Annotated in this window: 29 protein-coding genes; 14 read left to right on the top strand and 15 right to left on the bottom strand. The window is 69.7% G+C overall.

Annotated elements, in window-relative coordinates; all coding sequences use genetic code 11:
- Nucleotides 1–45: 45 nt before the first annotated feature.
- From EV193_RS18105 to EV193_RS18160, 12 genes are all read left to right on the top strand, one after another.
- Nucleotides 46–744 carry a type III secretion system chaperone family protein gene (locus EV193_RS18105; RefSeq protein ID WP_130345294.1) on the top strand — a complete coding sequence of 233 codons (699 nt, stop codon included), beginning with the start codon at nucleotides 46–48 and terminating at the stop codon, nucleotides 742–744.
- A gap of 37 nt (nucleotides 745–781) precedes the next feature.
- Nucleotides 782–1,558: an SDR family NAD(P)-dependent oxidoreductase gene (locus EV193_RS18110; RefSeq protein WP_130345295.1), complete on the top strand. Its 777-nt coding sequence runs from the start codon at nucleotides 782–784 to the stop codon at nucleotides 1,556–1,558.
- A 13-nt stretch (nucleotides 1,559–1,571) separates the two neighbouring features.
- Nucleotides 1,572–2,294, top strand: coding sequence for a DUF3137 domain-containing protein (locus tag EV193_RS18115; RefSeq protein ID WP_130345296.1), 723 nt, complete (start codon nucleotides 1,572–1,574; stop codon nucleotides 2,292–2,294).
- A gap of 76 nt (nucleotides 2,295–2,370) precedes the next feature.
- Nucleotides 2,371–2,919 (top strand): orotate phosphoribosyltransferase, encoded by a 549-nt coding sequence (pyrE, locus tag EV193_RS18120; protein WP_130345402.1) that lies wholly within the window; start codon nucleotides 2,371–2,373, stop codon nucleotides 2,917–2,919.
- Nucleotides 2,920–2,985: 66 nt separating this feature from the next.
- Nucleotides 2,986–3,486 carry a VOC family protein gene (locus EV193_RS18125; protein WP_130345297.1) on the top strand — a complete coding sequence of 167 codons (501 nt, stop codon included), beginning with the start codon at nucleotides 2,986–2,988 and terminating at the stop codon, nucleotides 3,484–3,486.
- An 80-nt stretch (nucleotides 3,487–3,566) separates the two neighbouring features.
- Nucleotides 3,567–3,971, top strand: coding sequence for a DUF2784 domain-containing protein (locus EV193_RS18130; RefSeq protein WP_130345298.1), 405 nt, complete (start codon nucleotides 3,567–3,569; stop codon nucleotides 3,969–3,971).
- Complete coding sequence (locus EV193_RS18135) at nucleotides 3,968–4,621, top strand: TrmH family RNA methyltransferase (RefSeq protein ID WP_130345299.1); 654 nt, start codon at nucleotides 3,968–3,970, stop codon at nucleotides 4,619–4,621. The genes EV193_RS18130 and EV193_RS18135 overlap by 4 nt, the downstream gene beginning before the upstream one ends.
- 98 nt (nucleotides 4,622–4,719) lie before the next feature.
- Nucleotides 4,720–5,862 (top strand): glycoside hydrolase family 76 protein, encoded by a 1,143-nt coding sequence (locus EV193_RS18140; protein ID WP_423202180.1) that lies wholly within the window; start codon nucleotides 4,720–4,722, stop codon nucleotides 5,860–5,862.
- A 220-nt stretch (nucleotides 5,863–6,082) separates the two neighbouring features.
- A complete protein-coding gene (locus EV193_RS18145; protein ID WP_130345300.1) occupies nucleotides 6,083–6,829 on the top strand; it encodes an SDR family oxidoreductase in 747 nt (248 codons plus the stop codon).
- A 3-nt stretch (nucleotides 6,830–6,832) separates the two neighbouring features.
- Nucleotides 6,833–7,450 (top strand): nucleoside/nucleotide kinase family protein, encoded by a 618-nt coding sequence (locus tag EV193_RS18150; protein WP_130345301.1) that lies wholly within the window; start codon nucleotides 6,833–6,835, stop codon nucleotides 7,448–7,450.
- A gap of 85 nt (nucleotides 7,451–7,535) precedes the next feature.
- Nucleotides 7,536–7,949, top strand: coding sequence for a VOC family protein (locus EV193_RS18155; protein WP_130345302.1), 414 nt, complete (start codon nucleotides 7,536–7,538; stop codon nucleotides 7,947–7,949).
- 65 nt (nucleotides 7,950–8,014) lie between these two features.
- The gene (locus EV193_RS18160; RefSeq protein ID WP_130345303.1) at nucleotides 8,015–8,194 is read left to right on the top strand and encodes a hypothetical protein; all 180 of its coding nucleotides are present in this window, start codon (nucleotides 8,015–8,017) and stop codon (nucleotides 8,192–8,194) included.
- Here the strand turns inward: EV193_RS18160 and EV193_RS18165 are convergent, their stop codons facing one another.
- Both EV193_RS18165 and EV193_RS18170 read right to left on the bottom strand, forming a co-directional pair.
- Nucleotides 8,195–8,800, bottom strand: coding sequence for a DedA family protein (locus EV193_RS18165; protein ID WP_130345404.1), 606 nt, complete (start codon nucleotides 8,798–8,800; stop codon nucleotides 8,195–8,197).
- Nucleotides 8,801–8,919: 119 nt separating this feature from the next.
- Nucleotides 8,920–9,882, bottom strand: coding sequence for an alpha/beta hydrolase (locus tag EV193_RS18170; protein ID WP_165401395.1), 963 nt, complete (start codon nucleotides 9,880–9,882; stop codon nucleotides 8,920–8,922).
- 381 nt (nucleotides 9,883–10,263) lie between these two features.
- Here EV193_RS18170 and EV193_RS18175 point away from each other — a divergent pair, with 381 nt between their 5' ends.
- Nucleotides 10,264–11,649, top strand: coding sequence for an FAD-binding oxidoreductase (locus EV193_RS18175; RefSeq protein ID WP_130345305.1), 1,386 nt, complete (start codon nucleotides 10,264–10,266; stop codon nucleotides 11,647–11,649).
- Nucleotides 11,650–11,740: 91 nt separating this feature from the next.
- On the opposite strand, the gene EV193_RS18180 is transcribed toward EV193_RS18175, so the two are convergent.
- The 11 genes from EV193_RS18180 to EV193_RS18230 form a co-directional block, all read right to left on the bottom strand.
- Entirely contained in the window at nucleotides 11,741–12,124 is a 384-nt protein-coding gene (locus EV193_RS18180; protein ID WP_130345306.1) for a hypothetical protein, read from the bottom strand.
- Between the two features lie 8 nt (nucleotides 12,125–12,132).
- Nucleotides 12,133–12,807: a DedA family protein gene (locus tag EV193_RS18185; RefSeq protein ID WP_130345307.1), complete on the bottom strand. Its 675-nt coding sequence runs from the start codon at nucleotides 12,805–12,807 to the stop codon at nucleotides 12,133–12,135.
- Between the two features lie 54 nt (nucleotides 12,808–12,861).
- Nucleotides 12,862–13,245 carry a hypothetical protein gene (locus EV193_RS18190; RefSeq protein WP_130345308.1) on the bottom strand — a complete coding sequence of 128 codons (384 nt, stop codon included), beginning with the start codon at nucleotides 13,243–13,245 and terminating at the stop codon, nucleotides 12,862–12,864.
- 40 nt (nucleotides 13,246–13,285) lie between these two features.
- On the bottom strand, nucleotides 13,286–14,425 hold the full coding sequence (gene nagA, locus EV193_RS18195; RefSeq protein ID WP_242613474.1) for an N-acetylglucosamine-6-phosphate deacetylase: 1,140 nt from the start codon (nucleotides 14,423–14,425) through the stop codon (nucleotides 13,286–13,288).
- Nucleotides 14,422–15,003, bottom strand: coding sequence for a SigE family RNA polymerase sigma factor (locus EV193_RS18200; RefSeq protein ID WP_130345309.1), 582 nt, complete (start codon nucleotides 15,001–15,003; stop codon nucleotides 14,422–14,424). Before EV193_RS18200 ends, nagA begins: the two co-directional genes overlap by 4 nt.
- A gap of 49 nt (nucleotides 15,004–15,052) precedes the next feature.
- The gene (locus EV193_RS18205) at nucleotides 15,053–15,520 is read right to left on the bottom strand and encodes a pyridoxamine 5'-phosphate oxidase family protein (RefSeq protein ID WP_130345310.1); all 468 of its coding nucleotides are present in this window, start codon (nucleotides 15,518–15,520) and stop codon (nucleotides 15,053–15,055) included.
- Entirely contained in the window at nucleotides 15,520–16,434 is a 915-nt protein-coding gene (locus EV193_RS18210) for a short-chain dehydrogenase/reductase (RefSeq protein WP_130345311.1), read from the bottom strand. The genes EV193_RS18205 and EV193_RS18210 overlap by 1 nt, the downstream gene beginning before the upstream one ends.
- Nucleotides 16,435–16,525: 91 nt before the next feature.
- Nucleotides 16,526–16,951, bottom strand: a complete 426-nt coding sequence (locus tag EV193_RS18215; protein ID WP_130345312.1) for a hypothetical protein — start codon at nucleotides 16,949–16,951, stop codon at nucleotides 16,526–16,528.
- A gap of 85 nt (nucleotides 16,952–17,036) precedes the next feature.
- Nucleotides 17,037–17,879, bottom strand: a complete 843-nt coding sequence (locus EV193_RS18220) for a helix-turn-helix domain-containing protein (protein ID WP_130345313.1) — start codon at nucleotides 17,877–17,879, stop codon at nucleotides 17,037–17,039.
- Nucleotides 17,866–18,381 carry a DUF6879 family protein gene (locus EV193_RS18225; RefSeq protein WP_130345314.1) on the bottom strand — a complete coding sequence of 172 codons (516 nt, stop codon included), beginning with the start codon at nucleotides 18,379–18,381 and terminating at the stop codon, nucleotides 17,866–17,868. Before EV193_RS18225 ends, EV193_RS18220 begins: the two co-directional genes overlap by 14 nt.
- On the bottom strand, nucleotides 18,372–18,614 hold the full coding sequence (locus tag EV193_RS18230; RefSeq protein ID WP_130345315.1) for a hypothetical protein: 243 nt from the start codon (nucleotides 18,612–18,614) through the stop codon (nucleotides 18,372–18,374). Before EV193_RS18230 ends, EV193_RS18225 begins: the two co-directional genes overlap by 10 nt.
- Nucleotides 18,615–18,882: 268 nt before the next feature.
- Here EV193_RS18230 and EV193_RS18235 point away from each other — a divergent pair, with 268 nt between their 5' ends.
- Nucleotides 18,883–19,983: a methyltransferase domain-containing protein gene (locus EV193_RS18235; protein WP_130345316.1), complete on the top strand. Its 1,101-nt coding sequence runs from the start codon at nucleotides 18,883–18,885 to the stop codon at nucleotides 19,981–19,983.
- Between the two features lie 7 nt (nucleotides 19,984–19,990).
- Here the strand turns inward: EV193_RS18235 and EV193_RS18240 are convergent, their stop codons facing one another.
- Nucleotides 19,991–20,728 carry a sulfite exporter TauE/SafE family protein gene (locus tag EV193_RS18240; protein ID WP_130345317.1) on the bottom strand — a complete coding sequence of 246 codons (738 nt, stop codon included), beginning with the start codon at nucleotides 20,726–20,728 and terminating at the stop codon, nucleotides 19,991–19,993.
- Nucleotides 20,725–21,663 (bottom strand): aldo/keto reductase, encoded by a 939-nt coding sequence (locus EV193_RS18245; protein WP_130345318.1) that lies wholly within the window; start codon nucleotides 21,661–21,663, stop codon nucleotides 20,725–20,727. Before EV193_RS18245 ends, EV193_RS18240 begins: the two co-directional genes overlap by 4 nt.
- Nucleotides 21,664–21,679 lie beyond the last annotated feature (16 nt).

Consider the following 21,679-nt stretch of genomic DNA (forward strand, 5'->3'; position numbering starts at 1 on the left):
ACGGCCTGTGATCTTCGGAACGGGTTCGGCACTAGGCTGCACCTCGTGGGCGTACCGGCTTGGCTCTGGTTCGTTGTCGCCGCGGTCGCGGCGGTGGCGGGAGTGGCGTTGTTGCTGCGCGAGCGCGCCACGGTGACCTCGCGCAACCGCGAGCGCCGCAACTGGGCCGGCCTGCGCGGCTGGCAGTTCACCGAGCACGATCAGGTGCTGCCGACCCGCTGGCAGGCCGGCGCGCTGGCGTACTACGGGCTCGGCAACGCGCGCGACGTCGTGTCCGGCACGACGTTCACCGCGGACGGCCGGCGCCGCGTGTGCGTGTTCGACCTGGACCAGAACGGCCGGGTGAGCACCGTGATCGTGGGTGTGGAGCTGCGCAGGGAGCACCGCGTGGTGCTCGAGCTGTGGCTGCCGAGCGTGCCGTTCCAGCGCGACGAGATGCCCGATCTGCTCGGGCCGGTCGGCCAGCGGTACGCGTTCGTGTCCGACATGACCGCCGCCCGCCCGCTGATCAGCGAGAACCTCGCGACCGCCGCGGACGACCTCGGCGGCGACATCACCGTGGTGTGGCTGGAGGACGGCTGGGTGCTCGCCGCCGCGCCCGCGCATACCAACCCGGTGCGGCTGGAGCGGCTGCTGCGCGGGGTCGGCGAGGTGGCCGACGTGCTCGACCCGTTCGACGCCGAGCGCGACCCGGTCGATGAGCTGCCGCCGGCCCGGCACGATCGGGACAATCCGGTGGACTGAGCGCACGGAGCGCGCGCCAGCGGCTACGGTGGCTCGCATGTCGACAGCGCTCGTCACCGGGGCAACCGCAGGAATCGGCGCCGCCTTCGCACGGCGGCTGGCCGCCGACGGGTACGACCTGGTCATGGTCGCCCGCACCGCGTCCCGCCTTGACGAGTTCGGCGCGGAGCTGGCCGACGAGCACGGCGTGCGCACCACCGCGCTGCCCGCCGATCTGTCCACTGTGGACGGCCGGGCGCGGGTGGAGGAGTACCTCGCGGCCCACACCGTCGACCTGTTGGTGAACAACGCCGGTTTCGGCACCCGGGGCTCGTTCGCCGACGCCGACCCGGACCTGCTGCAATCGCAGTTGGACGTGAACGTGACCGCGGTGCTGCGGCTGACCAGGGCCGCGCTGCCCGGGATGATCGAGCGCGGCTCGGGTGCGGTGGTCAACGTGTCCAGCGTGGCCGGGTTCTTCCCCGGCACCGGCGCCACCTACTCGGCGACCAAGGCATGGGTGACCACGTTCTCCGAGGGCATGGCCGCGTCGCTGGCCGGCAGCGGGGTGCGAATGCTCGCCCTCATTCCCGGGTTCACCCGTACGGAGTTCCACGACCGGGCGGGTGACAAGGACACCGGCAAGATCCCCGACATGCTGTGGCTGCAGGCGGATCGCGTGGTCGCCGACTGCCTTGCCGACCTGCGTCGCGGCAGAGTGGTCTCGGTGCCGGGGGCGCAGTGGAAATTGATCGCCGGCATCGGCCGGCAGTTGCCGCGGCCGCTGTTGCGGATGCTGATGGGGAAGGTCGCCGCAGGGCGAGATCGCACCTGACAAGGGAGGAATCATGGGGCTGTTGGACGGCGTGTTCGGCAAGAAGCCGGAAAAGGTCGCGCATCACGACGGGCCGCTCGCGCAGTGGTCCGACCAGTACGGCTGGGAATACATGTTCCGCAACGACGAATGGGCGGATCGCTTTCCCGGAATTCCCGGCTACCGTTCTCGGGTCGGCAACGAGGCGTGGCACGCGATGCGCGGCGGGCACCGTTGGAAGAAGGTCGAGTCGTTCCACTACTTCCACCGGTACACCGAGCGCGAGGAGCGCTACCACGACCACGACTTCGATTTCGACGCCGATTCCCGGTCGGTGCACCACGAGCTGCGGATCGACCGCTACATGGTGGTGAACATCCTGCTGCCGCAGGAGTTCCCGGTGCTGACGGTGTCCAAGGAAGGCTGGATGGGTGACAGTCTCCTCGACCTGAACATGGACAGCCCGACATTCGACAAGACCTTCAAGGTGAAGGCGAAGAAGCGCGATTCGGAATTCGCCAGGAGCGTGCTCACCGACGAGGTGATGGGCTTTCTTCTCGAGGACCAGCGGGCCATGGAATACGACTGGCCGTTCCGGTTCGAGGGGAACAACCTGTACACCTGGCACCCGCGCCCCGATCACATGGACGTCATGGAGATTCTCGGTACGGCCGATTATCTGATCGACATCATCGAGCGCATTCCGGAGCACGTCTGGGGCGGGCACCTGTTCCCCGGCGGGCAGCACGAGCAGTAAGCGGTGTCACGGCGGTTCTGCCGGGCTGGTGGCAGGTGGCCGTGAGAGGCTGACGCCCGTGCGAACCGGATCCGTCGTGGACGCGTCAGCCAAGGCCGAGCTGGCCAGGCTGGTGACCGAACTGGCCGTGGTGCACGGCCGCGTCGTGCTCTCCTCCGGCAAGGAGGCCGACTACTACGTCGATCTGCGCAGGGCGACCCTTCACCACGCGGCCGCTCCCCTGATCGGGCGATTGCTGCGCCAGCTCACCGCCGACTGGGACTACGTCGCGGCCGGCGGGCTCACCCTCGGCGCCGACCCGGTCGCCGCGGCGATGATGCACGCCGCGGCGGCGGCCGGCGAGGTGCTGGACATGTTCGTGGTGCGCAAGTCGGCCAAGGAGCACGGCATGCAGCGGCGCATCGAGGGCATCGAGGTCGCCGGCCAGCGGGTGCTCGCCGTCGAGGACACGTCCACCACCGGCGGCAGTGTGCTGGCCGCCGTGGAGGCGCTCACCGAGGCCGGCGCGCGCGTGGTCGGCGTGGCCACCGTGGTGGACCGCGACACCGGTGCGCGCGAGGCGATCGAGGCGCGCGGGCTGGAGTACCGGTATCTGCTCGGGCTGGACGATCTCGGTCTGAACTAGGACCGGCTCCGCCCTACATCGCTTCTACGTTCGGTGTTCCGAAGCAATCGAGAGATGGAGCACCACATGTCACCCGTCGTCCGTACCGGAGCCGACCTGCCCAGCGGTGAGCGCACCCTCAACCCGTTCGCCATCGTCGACGGCGCCGCGGACCTGATCACCTTCGTCCAGGAGGTCTTCGACGGCGTGGAACGCGCCGAGGCGCGGACCCCGATGCCGTCCGGGTCGCTGATCCACGCCGAGGTAGCGATCGGCGACTCCGTGCTCCTGCTGGCCGACGCGCAGCCGGGCTGGCCCGTGATGCCCGCGTTGCTGCAGGTCTACGTGCGCGACGCGCAGGAGGTGCTGGACCGCGCCGTCGCCCGGGGCGCGGCGGTGATCACCGAGGTCACCCCGTTCTACGGCGGCGAGGACCTGGCGCGTCTGCGCGACCCGTGGGGCAACATCTGGTGGCTCTACGCACCGGCGAAGGGCGCGGAGGCCGTGCCGTCCTGGGAGGGCGGTTCGACGTACATGTTCGACTCCCTGGACGCGGTCCTGCGCGAGAGGGCCGGCGCCGGGAAGTAGCGCTCGCCGGTGGTCGGTGCGGCGTCACCCGGCTGGGGTAATCTGGGCCGCACCGACACACCGCGCGGGAGGACCGCCGTATGGCTGGGGTGCTTGCGTCCGCCACCGTCGTCGTGCACTTCATCGCCCTGATCTACATCGGGCTGGGCGGCTTCCTGGCGTGGAAGTGGCCAAAGTCGATCTTCGTGCACATCTTCTTCGCCCTGTGGGGCGTGGCGATCAACGTCCCGGCGCTCGGGCTGCCGTGCCCGCTGACCGCGCTCGAGGACCACTTCCGCCACCAGCAGGGGCTCAGCTCACTGCCGGGCGGCTTCAACGAGTACTACATCTACGACGACCTGATCCCGCGCTCGTGGCTGCCCGCGGTCGCGGTGATCGCGTTCGTGGCGTTGATCGTCTCCTACGTCGGCGCGTTCGTGTTGTGGCGCCGCCGCCGCGGCTCGAACGGGAGCAACACGCCTGACAAGGTGGCCACCGCCGGGTGAGTGACGACGAAGCCGGACCCACCGAGTGGAGTTCCGGTGTGGAGATCGGCGTCGGGCCGTGGCCGGGCGAGTGGCCGGCCGACGACCGGTACGACCCCGAGTTGCTCGAGCACGGCGACCGGCGCAACGTGGTCGACGCCTACCGGTACTGGCGGCGCGAGGCCGTGATCGCCGACCTCGACCAGCGCCGGCACGGCTTCCACGTGGCGATCGAGAACTTCCGGCACGACCTGAACATCGGCACCGTGGTGCGCACCGCGAACGCGTTCCTGGCGCGGGCGGTGCACATCGTCGGCCGGCGAAGGTGGAACCGCCGGGGCGCCATGGTCACCGACCGCTACCAGCACGTTCACCACCACCCGGACGTGTCATCTTTGGCCGAGTTCGCCAGGACCGAGGGGCTGGCGCTCGTGGCGGTGGACAACACGCCCGGCGCGCGTCCGGTGGAGACCGCCGAGCTGCCGAAGCGATGCGTGCTGCTGTTCGGCCAGGAGGGCTCCGGCCTGTCCGAGGAGGCCGGCGACGCGGCCGATCTACACCTGTCGATCGCCCAGTTCGGCTCGACCAGATCGATCAACGCGGGGGTCGCGTCGGGGATCGTCATGCACGCCTGGGTGCGCCAGCACGCCGACCTCGACAACGCCTGGTGATCACCATATGTGCGCACGAAGGACGGTGTTAGCCCGGTCGGTTGTTTCTCCTCCGCTCGTCGAGGCTTCGGTACCGATCCAGGGCGCACGATGATCTGGTGACCAGGGAAGTCGAAGATCCCGGAATCCTCGACGACAACGGGCACCCGCTGCTGTGGTCGGCGCGTGCCGGCGTCGTCGAGCGCGCGGTGTACACCAGGCACCTGCGCCACGTCTGGGGCATGCCGCGCACCGTGCTCGGCATGGCGCACTGGCCGCCGTCGGTCGGCACGCACCTGCACCGGCACTGGAACTACTGGTGGCAGGCGCACCTGCTGGACTGCCTCGTCGACGCGCAACTGCGGCATCCGGTGCCGGCCCGCGTGACGATGATCGAGCGGCTGATGCGCGGGATCCGACGGCGCAACGGCCGCTCGTGGACCAACGACTACTACGACGACATGGCCTGGCTCGGACTCGCGCTGCTGCGCGCCGAGACGGAGATCTACCTGCCGTGCGAGGTGCCGATCCGGCAGCTACTCGAACAGCTTCGGGACGGGTGGACCGACCACGCGGGCGGCGGCATCTGGTGGCGGCGCGGCGACGACTTCAAGAACGTGCCGGCCAACGCGCCCGCGGCGATCCTGCTGGCCAGGTGGGCCCGGCTGGCCGACGAGCGGGTGGACGCGCAGCGCGCGATCGCGATGGTCGACTGGATGGAGGAGCTGCTGCTCGATCGCGGTACCGGCCTGCTGCACGACGGCCTGCACGTCTCGCCGGACGGCGGTATCCGGGGGATCGAGACCGCGATCTACACCTACTGCCAGGGCGCGTTCCTCGGCGCGTGCCTCGAGCTGGCCGAGTTGGGCCACCAGCAGCGGATCAACGTGCGGCGGGCCGAGCGGACGATCAGCGCGGTGGCCGAGTACCTCAGTGATCAGGGTGTGCTGCACGGGCAGGGCGGCGGGGACGGCGGGCTGTTCGCCGGGATCACCGCGCGCTACCTCGCGCAGGCCGCGCTTCGCATGCCCGCCATGGGATCCGAGTTCGGTGAGCTGGCCGCGGGCGTGGTGTTCGCGTCGGCCGAGGCGGCGTGGCGCAACCGCGGCGTGGTCACCGGCGGACCGCTGATCAGTCCACAATGGACAGAGCCGGCGATGGCGCCGCGGTCCACCGGGAGCGAGGTGGCCGAGCGCGACCTGTCCGTGCAGCTGTCCGGCTGGACGCTGTTCGAGGCGGCCGCCCTCCTGGAGCGCACCTGAGCCACCGCCGCGCCCCGTGAGTGTGACTCCGCCGCCGCACGACCCCAGACGTGCAGCACCTTCACGTTCCCCCGCCTCTCCAGCAACGCTCTGACCTGCACCTTTGCTGCGGCTCGGGGACTTTAGCGGGCTAAAGTACGCCAACGGGGGTTTGTGCGGTTGTCAAGTCTGAGGCGGCGGGGCGTGTTGGCGGGATAAGGCCGGGTGCGATGATTCGGCCGTGAACGGCGTCGTGGTGGTGACCGGTGGTGGGCGGGGAATCGGTGCGGCGACGTGCCGGCTCGCCGCGCAGAGCGGATATCGCGTGGTCGTGAACTACGCGGGTGACGCCGATGCCGCGAACGGGGTGGTGGCCGACGTCGAGCGCGCCGGTGGCAAGGCGATCGCGGTGCGCGCGGACGTGTCCGTCGAGTCCGATGTGGACAGTCTGTTCGACGCGGCAACCGCGCACGGTCCGCTGGCCGCCCTGGTCAACAACGCCGGGGTCACCGGCAACACCCCCGGCCGGCTGGACTCCTACGACGTGGACGTGGTGCGCCGGGTCTTCGACGTGAACGTCACCGGCACGTTCCTGTGCGCGCGGGCGGCCGTGCGGCGCATGTCGACCCGCTACGGCGGCCAGGGCGGCGTGATCGTGAACCTGTCCTCGACCGCCGCCGACCGGGGATCGCCGAACGAGTGGGTGACCTACGCGGCGTCCAAGGCAGCGGTGAACACGATGACCATCGGGCTGGCCAAAGAGGTCGCGGCGGAAGGGATCCGGGTCAACGCGGTGGCGGCCGGACTGGTCGCGACCGATCTGCACGCGTCCGCCGGAATGCCCGATCGTCTCGACCGGATGGCGCCGCTGATCCCGCTCGGCCGGGCCGGCACACCGGAGGAGATCGCCGAGGGAATCGTGTGGCTGCTCTCACCCGCCGCGAGTTTTGTGACCGGCGCCGTGCTCCCGATCAGCGGCGGCTTCTGAGCGGTGACCACGTTCGACGAACTGCGGGATCGCGCGGCGGCACTCGCCGCCAGAGGTGGCCGCAGGCTGCTCGGCGTGTGCGGGCCACCGGGTGCCGGCAAGTCCACCCTGACCGACCGTTTGGTGCACACACTGGGTGATCAGGTGGTGTGCGTGCCGATGGACGGGTTCCACCTCGCGCAGGCCGAGCTGGAGCGGCTGGGACGCGCGGGCCGCAAGGGCGCGCCGGACACGTTCGACGCCGCTGGGTACGTGAACCTGTTGCGGCGCATCAAGAACACGGACGGCGTGGTGTACGCGCCGGAGTTTCGCAGGGAGATCGAGGAGCCGATCGCGGGCGCGATCGCGGTCAAGCCGAACACCCCGCTGGTGATCACCGAAGGTAACTATCTGTTGCTGGACGAGCCGCCGTGGTCCGACGTGCGGGCGCTGCTCGACGAGGTGTGGTTCCTCGCGCCGGACGAGAACGAGCGGCGCTCGTGGCTGGTCGAACGGCGGCTCGCGCTGGGCCAACCGGCGTCGGCCGCACGAGACTGGGCGCACGGTTCCGACCAGGTGAACGCCGATCGGGTGAACCCCACCGCGGTGAAAGCGGATCTCGTCCTGCCAAAGATCGAGTAACGACGGCCGACACCGAGCGACCACTGCGGCACTATTGCGAACACAGCAACACGAACGTTCGGGCGCACAGGAAGGGGGTCCGCCGATGCCCGCGCTGACCGGTGTGCACCATGTCAGCCTGACCGTCACCGACGTGGACCGCAGTGTCCCGTGGTACGAGCGGGTCCTCGGGTTCACCGAGTTCGAGCGGGTCGACGGCGGTGAGGGCGCGCTGCGCAAGGTGTTACTGCGCGGTCCCGGCATCGGCATCGTGCTCGCGCTGGTGCAGCACCCGGTGTCCGATCGAGTCGGCTTCGACGAGTCCCACCCCGGCCTCGATCACCTGTCCTTCTCCGTGCCGGACGAGAAGTCGCTGGACGACTGGGCCGAGCGGCTGACCGAGCACGGCGTGACGTTCTCCCCGGTCACCGCCGAGCACACCTCCACGGGCGCCGCGGTCGTGGTGTTCCGCGACCCGGACGGGATCCAGCTCGAACTGTGGGCGGCCGCTCCGAGCTGATGGTGCGCCGAGGCTCGGGCTCCTCCCAGCGGCTCCTCTCAGCGCGGCCGCGCGACGGTCGGGGCATGACACTTCGATCATGGCGCCGGATCGGCGTCGTCATCACCCTCACGGGCACCACTGTCACGATCGGGGCAACCGGCGCCCGAGCGGCCAGCCCGCCGGAGACGCGGCGAGCCCTGGGACGGCGGGCCGGGTCCGGTGAGGCCATGAAGCGGCTGATCAACACGGCGATCCGCGGGTAGCTACTCGCTGGTGGCCGGCGCGGGCTTGTCCACCGGGCGGTGCATCTCCTGGCGGTAGCGCCACACGCCGTACGCGGTGCCGAGCACGAAGAACGCGATGCTGCCCCACAGCGCCAGCGGCTTGAGCCACGGCAGCACGTCGAGCAGGCCCGCGCCGTAGTAGCCGATCAGCACCAGCGTCGGCACCCAGAGGATCGCGCCGATCGAGGTGGCCAGCATGTACCGGCGCGCGTCCATCTTGGCCGCGCCCGCGATCATCGGCGCCAGCGTGCGGATCCACGGGATCCAGCGGGCCAGCACGATCGCCCAGAAGCCGCGCCGGTCGAGGAACTCGCGGGCGCGGGCGAGGTTCTCGTGGTTGAGGACCTTCCCGCCCCGCCGGGCGATCAGCGCGGTGCCGGTCTTGCGGCCGATGTAGTACCCGAGCTGGTTGCCGAGTACCGCCACCACCGTCGCCACCACCGATAACGCCCAGGCGTGGCCCTCATTCGCGCCCTGCGCGAGCACCACGCCGGCGGTGAACAGCAGCGAGTCACCGGGCAGGAACAGGCCCACGATGAAGGCGCACTCGGCGAACACGAAGCTCAGCACGATGACCCACACCATGAGCGGACCAGCGTCCGAAAGAGATGCGATGGCCACCGCGCTGGATTCTCCGTGCGCGAAAGTCACCACCGCAGCCTACGTGGCGCCGCCCCGATCGTGTCGGCGTGTTCACGAAGGTGCTAGGCAGTCGCCGCCACGGCGGGCTCCAGAACCTTGCCGAGGAACTCGCCGACGTAGCGCATCGCGGCACGTCCTTCGGAGATCAACGGCGCGAGTGCCTGGAACACGTGCACCTGACCCGGCCACACCTGCAGCTCGACCGGCGCGCCCGCGTCGGAGATCGACTTGGCCAGCCGTTCGGAGTCGCCGAGCAGGCACTCGCGCGCGCCGACCTGGATCAACGTCGGCGGCCAGCGGCGCTTGTTGCTGCTCAGCACGTTCAGCCGGGGGTGGGTCATCGGCGTGTCGCCGGCGTACCCGATCGCGCACTCCAGCGCGCGGCTCGGCGGGATGTACGGGTCGCGGCACTCCTTGTCCCGGTCCGGCAATTCCGCGCAGGTGAGGTCGGTCCACGGCGACAGGAACACCGCGGCGGCCGGCATCGGCATGCGCTTGCGGCTCAGGTCGCCGAGCAGGGTGGCGGCGAGGTGGCCGCCGGCCGAGTCGCCGGCAACCACGATCTGGCTCGGCGCGTAGCCGCGGGCCAGCAGCCACTGGTAGGCGGTCAGCGCGTCGTCGGGCGCGGCGGGGAACGGGTGCTCGGGCGCCTTGCGGTAGTCCAGCGACAGCACGGGCAGCCCGCTGGTCGCCGACATCCGCACGGCGTGCCGGCGGTGCGAGTTGGGCGAGCCGAACACGTAGCCGCCGCCGTGCAGGTACAGCATCACCCCGGCGGCCGGGTCGGCCTCGCGGGCGGTGATCCACAGGCCGCGCACCGGGTTGTCGTCGAACGTCTCGGCGATCGGGCGGATGGTGGCGCCGCGCGGCACCGGGCCGCCGCCGAACCGGTCGAATGCCTCACGGACGAGGCGCCTGGTGAGCCCGTTGTACGGCGCGTTCTCCAGGAGAACGCGGAGGCTCGGACTGAGCAACATGGCCAGCGCCCGGCTCTCCAGGCTCGGGCTGCTCGGCAACGCGGTCATGCTCATCGCCTCCCGTCACCCCGTCTTCATTGACGCGACAACTAACCGAATACAAGAACTGTAGGTCGATCTCCGTCGTTTCCGCGCCGTCCGTTCGTTTGTTGTCTGACGTATGACAAATCGGTTGGTTGCACCACTGATCGCACCGATGGTGACGAGCGTGAGCGCGAAGGGGACCGAAACGGCGCAGCGACGCGTGGCGGACCGATTCAGAGCCGGCACCTCGCCACCCTGAGTGATTCCGGGAAATGTGATCAGCGACATAGTTCTACGGTCTCCCGCGCCGAGGAGCCCGGACACCCCTACAGTCCCCAGCCCGCGCGCCAGAACCCCCAGGGCTCGCCGTGGCATTCAGGCTCGGCGAGGGCATACGGTCGGTGGGTGATCAGTCTTGTCGAGCGCCTGCGGGCCGAGCTGGGTCCCGACGCCGTGCTCACCGACGCCGACGTCACCGACAGCTACGCGCGCGACATGATGCCGCTGGCGCCGTCCGGCAGCCCGCTCGCGGTCGCGCTGCCCGATGACGTTCCCGGTGTGCAGGCGGTCGTGCGCGCGTGCGCCGAGGCGAAGGTGCCGATCGTGCCGCGCGGCGCCGGCAGCGGACTGACCGGTGCGGCCAACGCGATCGACGGCTGCGTCGTGCTGGTCACCACCAAGCTCGACGAGATCGTGGAGATCGACCCGGACAACCGGCTCGCCGTCGTGCAGCCCGGCGTGATCAACCTGGACCTGCGCGGCGCGGTGGAGAAGCACGGGCTGTTCTATCCGCCGGACCCGTCCAGCTACGACTGGTGCACGATCGGCGGCAACCTGTCCACCAACGCGGGCGGGCTGTGCTGCGTGAAGTACGGCGTGACCACCGACTCCGTGCTCGGGCTCGACGTGGTCCTGGCCGACGGGTCACTGCTGCGCACCGGGCGGCGGACCGTGAAGGGCGTGGCCGGCTACGACCTGACGAAACTGTTCATCGGCAGCGAGGGCACCCTCGGCGTGATCACCCAGGCCACGCTCGCGCTGCGGCCGCTGCCCCAGGCGCCCGGCACGCTCGTCGCCGCGTTCAACGCCACCGAGTCGGCCGGCGCCGCGGTCGCCCGGATCGTGCGCGAGGGCGTCGTGCCGTCGCTGATGGAGATCATGGACGCCACCTCGATCGCCGCCGTCGAGGAGCACCTGAAGATGGAGATCGGCGCCGGCAAGGGGTGTGCCGCGCTGCTGATCTGCCAGTCCGACGCGGGCGGCGAGGCGGCCCGGCGGGAGCTGACCGCGATCGAGCAGGTGTGCGCCGACAGCGGCGCCGACCTGCTGCACACCACCTACGACCTGGCCGAGGGGCGGATGCTGCTGACCGCGCGCCGGGCCGTGCTGTCGGCGTTGGAGGTGTACGGCGCCTGGCTCACCGACGACGTGTGCGTGCCTCGGACCAGGATCGGCGAGCTGATCGCGGCCTGCGAGCGGATCTCCGCGGATCGTCGGCTGCGGATCGCCGTGGTCGGGCACGCCGGCGACGGCAACATGCACCCGACGATCGTGTACGACCCGACCTCGACCGACGAGTTCGAGCGGGCGCACCTGGCGTTCGGCGAGATCCTGGAGGCCGGCCTGGCGCTCGGCGGCACGGTCACCGGGGAGCACGGCATCGGCAAGATCAAGCGCGACTGGCTGGAGCGCGAGATCGGCCCGATCGGGATGCGCGTGCACCGGTCGATCAAAGCGGCGCTGGACCCGGAGAACCTGTTCAACCCGGGTTCGATGTTCGCGATGGAGTGACGCCGACATCGGGCCACGGCGGGATTGAGCCCGCTGAATCACCTTTTCGGGTTTGTCAAGCGGAGCGCCGCGATCTGTGGATAACTGATCGCTAGGCGCGTCGGCGCATGAACATGCGGGGGCGGATATCGCCCTCCTCGTCCCAGCCGATCAGGTTGCCGGCCGCGCTGAACAGGCACAACGCCGTCGTGACGATCAGCGCGACCAGCGCGTTGCCCAGTGACAGGGCGAACCCGGCGTTGGCGGCCAGCGAGACGACACCGAAGATCCACTGCTTGACCGTCGGCATCCCGATCGACCGGCTGCGCAGCCACGCGCCCACCAGGATCGCCACGGTCGCCAGCACCGCGACCAGCACGCGCGCGCCGCCGTCGGTGAGAATCTGCAGCACGAACGCCAGGCCCGCGGTGCCGCCGACCAGCCACGCACCGATCTTGGCGCGGTCGGCGTCCTCCCGGCTCACGTCATCGGTCACGGCGTGCCTCAGGCGGGGTCCTGCTGCTGTTGGGCGCTCTTGCGCTCGCGGCGCGCCTTCACGTACTCGATCACGATCGGGATGATCGAGACGAGCACGATGATGATGATCACCGTCTCGATGTTGGTCCGCACCCACTCGATGTTGCCGAGCAGCGCGCCGAGCACGACCAGGCCGACGACCCACGCCACGCCGCCGATCGCGGAGTAGGTGAAGTACTTGCGGCGGTCCATCTGGCCGACGCCGGCCACCGCGGTGATGAACGTGCGCACGATCGGCACGAACCGGGCCAGGATGATCGCCCGCGCGCCGTACTTCTCGAAGAACTCGTGCGTCTTGTCCACGTACTCGCGCTTGAACAGCTTCGAGTCGGGCTTGCTGAACATCTTCGGCCCGACCTTGTAGCCGATCCAGTAGCCGACCACGTTGCCGAGGAACGCGCAGACCGTGAGTGTGACCGCGACCAGCCACACCGGCGTGTCGATCGCGCCGGTCGAGGCGAACAGGCCCGCGGTGAACAGCAGCGAGTCACCGGGCAGGAAGAAGCCCAGCAGCAGGCCGCACTCGGCGAAGATGATCAGGCACAGCCCGAGCAGCACGTAGGGTCCGAGGCCGTCGAGAATGTTCTCCGGCTTCAGCCAATCGGGCAGCAGGGCAAGGTTTTGGGTGAGCGCGACCGTCACGCTTTAACACGGTACAGGCAGGCCCGCAACTGGTTGCCGTGGCCTACTGGTGACTCAGAGCAGCGTCAGCAGGCCGATCACCGAGCCGGCGGCCAGGCCCAGGACCAGCGCGAGCAGCAGGATCACGCCGGCGTTGAGCTTCGGCTCCGGCTCGACCCTGGCGGTCGGCTCGTCCGACCCGGTCGGGGTGGTCTGCTCGGCGGCCTGGGCGCGCAGCCGGCGGCCGAGATCGCTGCCGGAGATCAGGCCGTAGTCGTAGCCGCTGAACACGCCGTCGCTGGGCCGCGCCGGGACGTCGACGTTCTCGGTCACCGCGTCGACGGGGCGGGCCTCGACGGTGTCCTCGTCGTCACGAGGAGTGACGGGCGGCGAAGTCTGGGCGGCCTGCGCGCGGAGCGCCTCGGTCAGCAGCCGCTCGGGATCCTTGCCCGTGCTCATGTCTCGACGGTAGCCGACCGGCGCGCGCACCGGGTGACGATCAGTCGGGCAGCCACTCGCCCTGGCGCATCACGGCGTCGACTCGCAGCTCGTCGTCCAGCACCACGAGGTCGGCGGCCAGCCCGCGCGCCAGCGAGCCGGTCTCCTTGCCAAGGCCGAGCAGCGCGGCCGGCCGGATCGCGGTCGCGTGCACCGCGTCCAGCACGGAGAACCCGCAGCGCCGCACGAAGTTGCGGAACGCGGCGTCCATCGTGAGCGTGCTGCCGGCCAGCGACGATCCACCGGCCAGCGTCGGCACGCCGTCGCGCACGATCACGTCCAGCCCGCCGATCCGGTACTCGCCGTCGCCCGCTCCGGCCGCGGCGATCGCGTCGGTGACCAGGACCGTGCGCTGCTGGCCGGCGTGCCGGCCGGCCAGGTGCACGACGGTCGGATGCAGGTGCGCGAGGTCGACGATCAGCTCGACGCTCACCCGCTCGTCGTCCAGCAGCGCGCCGATCGGGCCCGGCTCGCGGTGGTGCAGCGGGCGCATCCCGTTGAACAGGTGCGTGGCGACCGTCGCGCCGGCGTCGATCGCGGGCAGCACCGCCTCGGCCGTCGCGTCGGTGTGGCCGACCGCGGCGATCACCCCGGCGTCGGCCAGCGTGCGGACCGCGTCCACCGCGCCGTCCAGCTCGGGCGCGATCGTGACCATGCTGATCGCGCCCCGGCCCGCGGTGAGCAGCGCGTCCACGGAGTCGGCGTCCGGCGGCCGCAGGATGGCCGGGTCGTGCGCGCCGCAGCGGGCCGCGGACAGGAACGGCCCCTCCAGGTGCACCCCGGCGAGGTGACCCTCGGTGACCAGATCCGCGAGTGCGGCGACCTGCTCGACCAGCTCGGGAATCGGTCGGGACACCAGGCTGGCCAGCATCGTGGTGGTGCCGTGCGCGCGATGGGTGGCCACGATCCGGGCCACGGTCTCCTGATCGGGTGAGGTGAACGCGACCCCGCCCCCGCCGTGGCAGTGAATGTCCACGAACCCGGGCACCACCCAGCGGCCGGACACGTCGGTGCGCGGGCCGGACGACGGCTCGCCGTCGCCCACGCCGGTGATCCGGCCGTCCTCGACGGCGACCCAGCCTGGATCGAGCACACCGGACGGCGTCACGACACGGCCGCCGGTGATCACGGCACCGGTCACTGGCCGCCCCCGGCCATGATCTTCTGCAGCGCGTCGAGTGCCCGGCTGGCCGTGGACTTCACCGTGCCCTTGGAGATCCCTGCGGTGTCGGCGATCTCCGCCTCGGTCAGGTCGCCGTAGTAGCGCAGCACGAGCACCTCGCGCTGTCGCGGCGGGAGTTGGGACAACGCCTTCACCACTGCCTGGTGTTCGGCGGTCAGCATGGCAAGGCTCTCCGCCGAGCGGGCGTTGGTGGGGTGCGGCGGGGTGTAGTCGCGGGCGGTCTTGCGGCGGCGGAGCACGCTGCGCGAACCGTTCACCACGGCGGTGCGCAGGTACCCGACGGCCGCGGCCGCGTCGCGCAGGTTGCCCCAGTTGCGGTGCAGGCCGGTGAACGCCTCCTGCACCACGTCCTCGGCCGTCGCCGGCTCGTCGACCAGCAGCATCGCGATGCGGACCAGCCGCATCCGGTGGGTGCGGTAGAGGTCTTCGAGGGTCAGCGGCGTGGCCGGTGTCGCGGGTGCCGGCGGCGCGGTGCCGTCCACCGCGCGCAGATGGCGCAACGTCTGCTCGACATTGCTCCCGGCACCTCGCTCCACACGATGACCTTACCGTTCGGAGCGCTTTCGGCCATGGTCCAGACGGGCGTCAGTACGTTCCGCCCAGCTTCGAGTGATCCCAACTGACCGTGGACGTCGGGCGGAACACCAGGCCGACCCGCTTCTCCGCCTGCAGCCGCACGAACTGGGTGGCGGCGGTGGCGACGTCCGGGTCGGGCGTGTACCGCTCCAGCATCGCGGTGCCGATCCGGGCGATCTCCTCGATGTCGCGCACGACCTCGACGTCGCACTCCATGGTGACGCCGCGCAACTCCTCGTAGGACTGCCCGGACTCGACCAGCACGGTGGCCTGCGGCAGCCGGTCCAGGTTGGCCACCTTCTGCGACTTGGCGTAGGTCCAGGTGGCGATGCCGCCGTCCTCGTGCGGGACGAACCAGAGCGGCACCACGTGCGGCCGGCCGTTGCGCCCGATCGAGGCGATGGTGGCGATCTTCTGCTCGTCGAGCAGCGCGCGCACCTCGTCCGGGGTGAGCTGGATCTGGTCGCGCCGCGACATCAGTTCGCGCGCACCTTCGCCGATTTGCTCTTCGCCGCGGCCCTTGCACCCGGTCCGACCAGGCTGGACTCTTCCGAGCCGCGCTTGGCGATGTCCTCGAGTACGGCCTTGTCCGCGGGCGGCACCAGCTTGCGGGCGTTGAGCTCCACGACCCTGGGGATGAACGAGCGGACGAGTTTGAGCGCGCCGACCCAGCCGGGTACGTGCACCGCGCGGGAGCGTTTCTGGATGCCGGCCACGATCAGGTCCACGGCGACCGACAGCGGGTACTTCTTGCTGGCCAGGCCGGGTGCGGCCTTGCGCAGCGGGCCGAAGACCGGGTGCTCGTCGGCGCTGTTGACCATGTCGGTGGCGATCCAGGTCGGGTGTGCCACGCCGACGTCCACGCCGAGGTGCTTGACCTCGGCCCGCAGGCTGTTGGCGAACGCCTCGACGCCGGCCTTGGCCGCGCTGTAGGCGGAGTTGCCCGGGATGTGCACGATCGCGGCGAGCGAGGAGATGAGCAGGGCGTACCCGTTGCTCTCGATCAGGTGAGGCAGGGTGACCCGGACGGTCCGCCACACGCCGAGCAGATCCACCTCGATCACGCGCTCGAATGCCTTCGGGTCGATCGACCGGGTGAAACCGGTGGCCGCGACGCCGGCGTTGGCCACCACCGCGTCGATCCGGCCGTACCGCTGCACCACGCCGTCGACCGCGCGCTCCAGGTCGTCCCAGCTCGTGACGTCGGCCTCCCAGACGCCGGCGTCGGCGCCGATCTCGGCCGCGACCTTCTCCATCTCGTCGCGCTCGAGGCCGACGAGGGCCACCTTGGCGCCCTTCTTGGCCAGGTCACGGGCGACTCCGGCGCCGATCCCGCGGGCCGCGCCGGTGACCAGCACGACCTTGCCCTTGACGCTTCGCTTGCGGCCCATGGTTCCTCCTCGACGGCGACACCTGGCCGATCGGACGTTACCTGAACCTACCGCCAGTAAGCTACTGGCGAGTTCTGTTGCGACGTGAGCGCTATCGGGCGTACGGCGACAGCGGCCGGACGACCACGGGTCTCGGCAGGTTCTCGGGGACGGAGCACTCCGGCTGCTTCGGAGTCTCCATGCCGACCGGAGCGCCGGGTGCGCCCGGCGCCGGCAGCGAGAGAATCGAGCGGAGGGCCCACAGCGGCGAGTGGTGGTACTGGTAGCTGACGCCCGTGGGACTGAAGATTTCGGCGTCGTCCAGCGTCGGCACCCGGTAGGCGGTCGCAGCGGTTTCGCCTCGCAAAATGAGCACATCGGCACACATCTGCCATTTGAAGATCGCAGCCACGAGATAGGGAGCGTCCTGTGGCCCCCAGCGAATCAGGGTCCAATGGCGTCGGCGAAGCTCCGACAGCAGATCATCGAGTTCGAGAGAGAATGTCTCGACTGGCCACTTTCCGCTCGTGCTCGTCATGGTGTGCGCCTCGCTCCGCCCAGATGAATCGCCTCACTGGGAAGTTATGTCGCGATAGTGGCGAGCGCGAGGTTAAGTCACGTGCTCACATAAATTCGTTGGCAACCGAATCGAGAAGAATTTTCGCACGCTCGCCGGAAACGGCACGGTCGCGAAAGTATTCGAACAAGTTGAGGTGGTATTCGACGTCCTGCGGGTCGCGCAGGGCGACTTCCCCGGAGAACAGTTCGACTATCACGAGGCGATCGTCGTAGACCACGAACACGTTCAGCGGTGCGGCACTGACCATGACGCCATTCGGGATGATCGCAAGATCCAGGTTCGGCTGGTCTACGAGCGCGGACATATGTCGGAGTTGGCTCACTATGACGGCCGACTCGGCGCGCTGCCACCGAACCGCTTGTTCGGTGAGAAGAAAGTGGAATCGGCGAGACTCGTCCGTGAGGACTTCTTGACTGTCCAGGCGAGCCCTGACGGCCTTCTCCACGTCCCGGTCAGGGTTGCCCTTCACGGTCGGAGTGAGGACCGCGCGAGCGTACTCGGGAGCTTGGATCAGTCCAGAGGGGATAGCCGGTAGGAACTGCCGGACCGCGGACGATGATTCCGCGAGCGCTTTCAGCTCAGCTTGCTTTCGCCAGAGGCCGACTCGGGCATACGAGCGCCACGACGCATAGTCGACGTTGGCCGCACGGGCTAGCGAGAGCAGTTCGTGAGCCACCTCTGCGGGCACGTCGAGCGCCTTCACGATGCGCTCGACGTCTACGACGGTGGGCAAGACCTTGCCGGATTCGATCCGGCTCACCTTGGACTGAGACATGGCTGCGCGAACGGCCAGCCTGTCGCCGGACAGGCCAGCCGCTTTGCGTAGGTCCCTCAGCGCCTCTGCCAGATGCTTGCGACCTTGTTCCCGATTGTCAGGTTCGAGCATTCCATTCACTGAAGCGTTGAGCGTGGGCCAATGCCGTGTCACGCCAATTGAGGTACTTGTCCAAGTCCGGGTGTTCGATCTTGTCCACGTTGATCAGGGTTCCGTCGGAGCGGAAGTTCAGATCGACCACCGTGGACTCATCAAAGAGCCAAAAGTCTTGCGAAGGCAGCTCGAGGTCAAGCTCGGTGAGGTCAAGGATACGAATGTCCTCACCGGCCACAATATTTCCCGGAACCGCCCAATCAAGCTGGAACCTCTGGTACTCGGTGAGCGGCTGCCGGACAGTGCGGACGCGACCGATGGTCTTACCGGCTGCCACCAGAGACCGGACCGTCTCGTGCCACGCCGAGTTGTGCTCCTCGGGCTTGGGTTCCCCGGTGCGCCACCGGCGCAGATTCTCCTGCTCGTTCGGCATGGTGTAGGTCGGCTGAGTCTCGAATCTCCACGCCGATTGTTCGTAGCCGGTGAGGTACCGGCCGAACTGTTCCCCGTCTAGGAGCACTGCAGAGCCTCCGTGAGCCGTTGTACCGTCTCCGCGCTGCCCGACCGGGCCAGTGCGGTCACCGCCGCCAGCACCACGTCGGGCGGCAACTCGACGGCCGATTCGCCGTCTCCCAGCTCCAATCCCTCAGCGGTGGTCACGAGATCGCCTTGCACCACGGCTGTTCCCCGGTCCGAGACATAGACGGCCGGGCACGTGCCGTTCTCACAACCGGACACCTTACGTAGCTTCATGCTTACAGCCTCCGCTACAGGGTCTGGCCCGGGCAAACGCCAGTCACGATCTCGCATAACTTGGCTGGGCTTCACCCGTTCCCGGCACTGTCGTGCTCCGGCAACCTGGAAGGGCGATCTTCCTGAGACAGGAGGTAGACGGGTGGGCAAGCGTGACGCGGACCGGGACGGTCAGGGCGACTCTCAGCCGGACAAGTGGGAGAACTGGGGTAGCAAGGACGATGGCAACAAGCACGAAGGCGACGACAAGTAGAGGCGAAACGACACTGTGACCGACTGGCGCGAACGACTCTCCGTACCGCGCGACCAGTTCGTCCCGTCCGTGGTGTGGGTGGCCGCCCCCGCCACGGACGGGTTCGTCTCGGTGTCGCGGGAGGAGGACGAATCCCGGTGGCGTGCGCTGATCGACGCCGACGAACCGATCGTCACCCAGGTTGACGACGGCGAGACCCCGCCCGGCGGACTCGGGTTGCAGCCGTCCAGCTCGTGCAGTCAGCCGTCGCTGGTGGCCACCATGCTTGACGCGCTGGAGGTGCACGAGGGACACCGCGTGCTGGAGATCGGCACCGGCACCGGCTGGAACGCCGCTCTCCTGTCTGAGCGGGCCGGAGAGGCCGGGCATGTCGTGTCGATCGAGGTGGACCCCGACGTCGCTGACAACGCCCGGGATGCGTTGGTCCGTGTCGGACACGCCCCACTGGTCGTGACGGCGGACGGCACCGGGGGCCACCCGCGCGACGCCCCATACGACCGCGTGATCTGTACCGCATCGGTCCGGCGGATTCCCCGACCGTGGATCGACCAGACCCGGCCCGGCGGCCTGATCGTGACCCCGTGGGGCACCGACTACGGATACGACGCACTGCTGCGCCTCGATGTGCACGAGGACGGCTCGGCGTCCGGCAGGTGCGGAATGAGTCTGGCGTTCATGCGGGTGCGGCACCAGCGCCGACAATTCCTCGACCCGACCGCCGAAGAACAGGCCGAGGCGGACGCGACCACGACGGCCCGCAGCGGCCAGGAGTTCTTCGAGATCACGGCCTTCCCCCGAGCGGCTTTCACGATCGGGCTCCGCGTGCCGTACTGCTACGTCACCGTCGAGGACCTCGATGTCGATCACCGAAGGATCGAGTTTCACGACGCGCGCACGGCTTCGTGGGCGCGAGTCGCGATGGTCCGGGGTGCCGACTCGTTCGAGGTTCGCCAGCTCGGCCCCCGCCGACTCTGGGATGAGGTGGACGACGCCTACGCCTGGTGGCGCGACCACGGCAAGCCCACGCCGGACCGGTACGGGCTGACCGTCCACCCGGACGGCGAACACACCGTGTGGATCGACACGTCAGCCGGCGAACACCGCTGGTCTCTGTGAAGTTGGGTCAGTACGTGTCCACGGCGAGCTTCACTGCGAGCCCGAGGCCGGCGATCGCGATGGCGACGCGCAGCAGACCGGTGGGCAGCCGGCGTGCGAGCACCGGGCCCAGCCACGACCCGATCAGCAGCCCGATGGCCAGCGGGAGCACGGCCGTCCAGGACACCGGGCCGAACAGGGCGAACCCGACCGCCGCCACGATGTCGATCACCAGCATCAGCACGTTCTTGAGCGCGTTCGCCCGCAGCAGCCCCTCGCCGGTGGTGGCCAGCAGCAGCGCGAGCACCAGCACACCGGACGCGGCGGCGAAGTACCCGCCGTACACCGACGTGCCGAATACCCCGACAGTGGTCAGCCACGGCCGCGCGGCACGCTCGTCGGTCGTCTCCGGCTGCCGCCACAGCAGGATCGCCAGCGACGCGCCGCCGATCAGGAACGGCACCACGACCTCGAACACGTCCGGCGGAAGCACCAGCACCAGCGCCGCACCCACGGCCGCCCCGGCCGCACAGGCCACGCCAAGGTGCCGCACCGCCGCCCGCTGACCGGTCAGCTCCCGCCGCGACCCCGGCAACACCCCGAGGCTGCCGAACGCGAGCGCCACCGTGTTGGTCACGTTGGCCGCCGTTGGTGGCAGGCCGGTCGCGAGCAGCGCCGGATAGGAGAACAGGGACGCCAGGCCGGCGATTGTGCCGGTCAGACCGGCGGCCACCCCGGCGGCGGTGAGCAGGAGGAACGAGTTCACGCGTCCGAGGCGGTGCTGAGTGCGGTCACCTCGTCCTCGGTCAACTCGAGTGTCGCGCCCGGCAGCAGGTCGGCGAGCTGCTCGGGCGTGCGGGCGCTGACGATCGGCGCCACCACGGCAGGCTGGGCGCGCAGCCAGGCCAGCGCCACGGCGGCGGGCTTCACCGAGTGCCCGGCGGCCACCTCGTCCAGCGCGGCCAGCACCCGCGACCCGCGCTCGTCCAGATACGCCAGCGCGCCGGCGGCACGCGGACCCGACGGCGCGTCACCGGCGGACCGGTACTTCCCGGTGAGGAACCCCTTGGCCAGCGAGAAGTACGGCAGCACGGCGAGGTCGTGCCGCGCCACCAGGTCGGCGTACTGGCTCTCGTACCCGCCACGCTCGACCAGGTTGTAGTGCGGCTGCAGTGCCACGTACCGGGTGAACTCATTCGAGGAGGAGATCGACAGCGACTCGGCCAGCCGCTCCGCGGACAGGTTGGACGCCGCGACGTGCCGCACCTTGCCGGCGCGGACCAGCGCGTCGAACGCGCCGAGCGTCTCCTCGATCGGCGTATTGAGATCGTCGAAGTGCGCGTAGTAGAGGTCGATCGTGTCCACCCCGAGCCGGCCCAGCGACGCGTCGGCCGCCGCCGCGATGGTGCCGGCGGTCAGGTCGTGCAGCCCGTCGCGCCCGCCGACCTTGGTGGCGATCACCACGTCGTCACGCGCGCCGCGCGCGGCCAGCCAGCGGCCGATGATCGTCTCCGACTCACCGCCGGAGTTGCCCGGCGCCCACTGCGAGTACTGGTCGGCCGTGTCCAGGAAGTTGCCCCCGGCCTCGGCATAGGCGTCCAGCACGGCGAAGGACTCGCGCTCGTCGGCCGTCCAGCCGAACACGTTGCCACCGAGGTTGATACCGAACACGTCCAGGTCGGTGCCAGCGATCTTGGTCATACCTCGAACGTAGTCG

Origin of the sequence: Herbihabitans rhizosphaerae, assembly GCF_004216555.1 — a bacterium.
Classification (GTDB): Bacteria; Actinomycetota; Actinomycetes; order Mycobacteriales; family Pseudonocardiaceae; genus Herbihabitans; species Herbihabitans rhizosphaerae.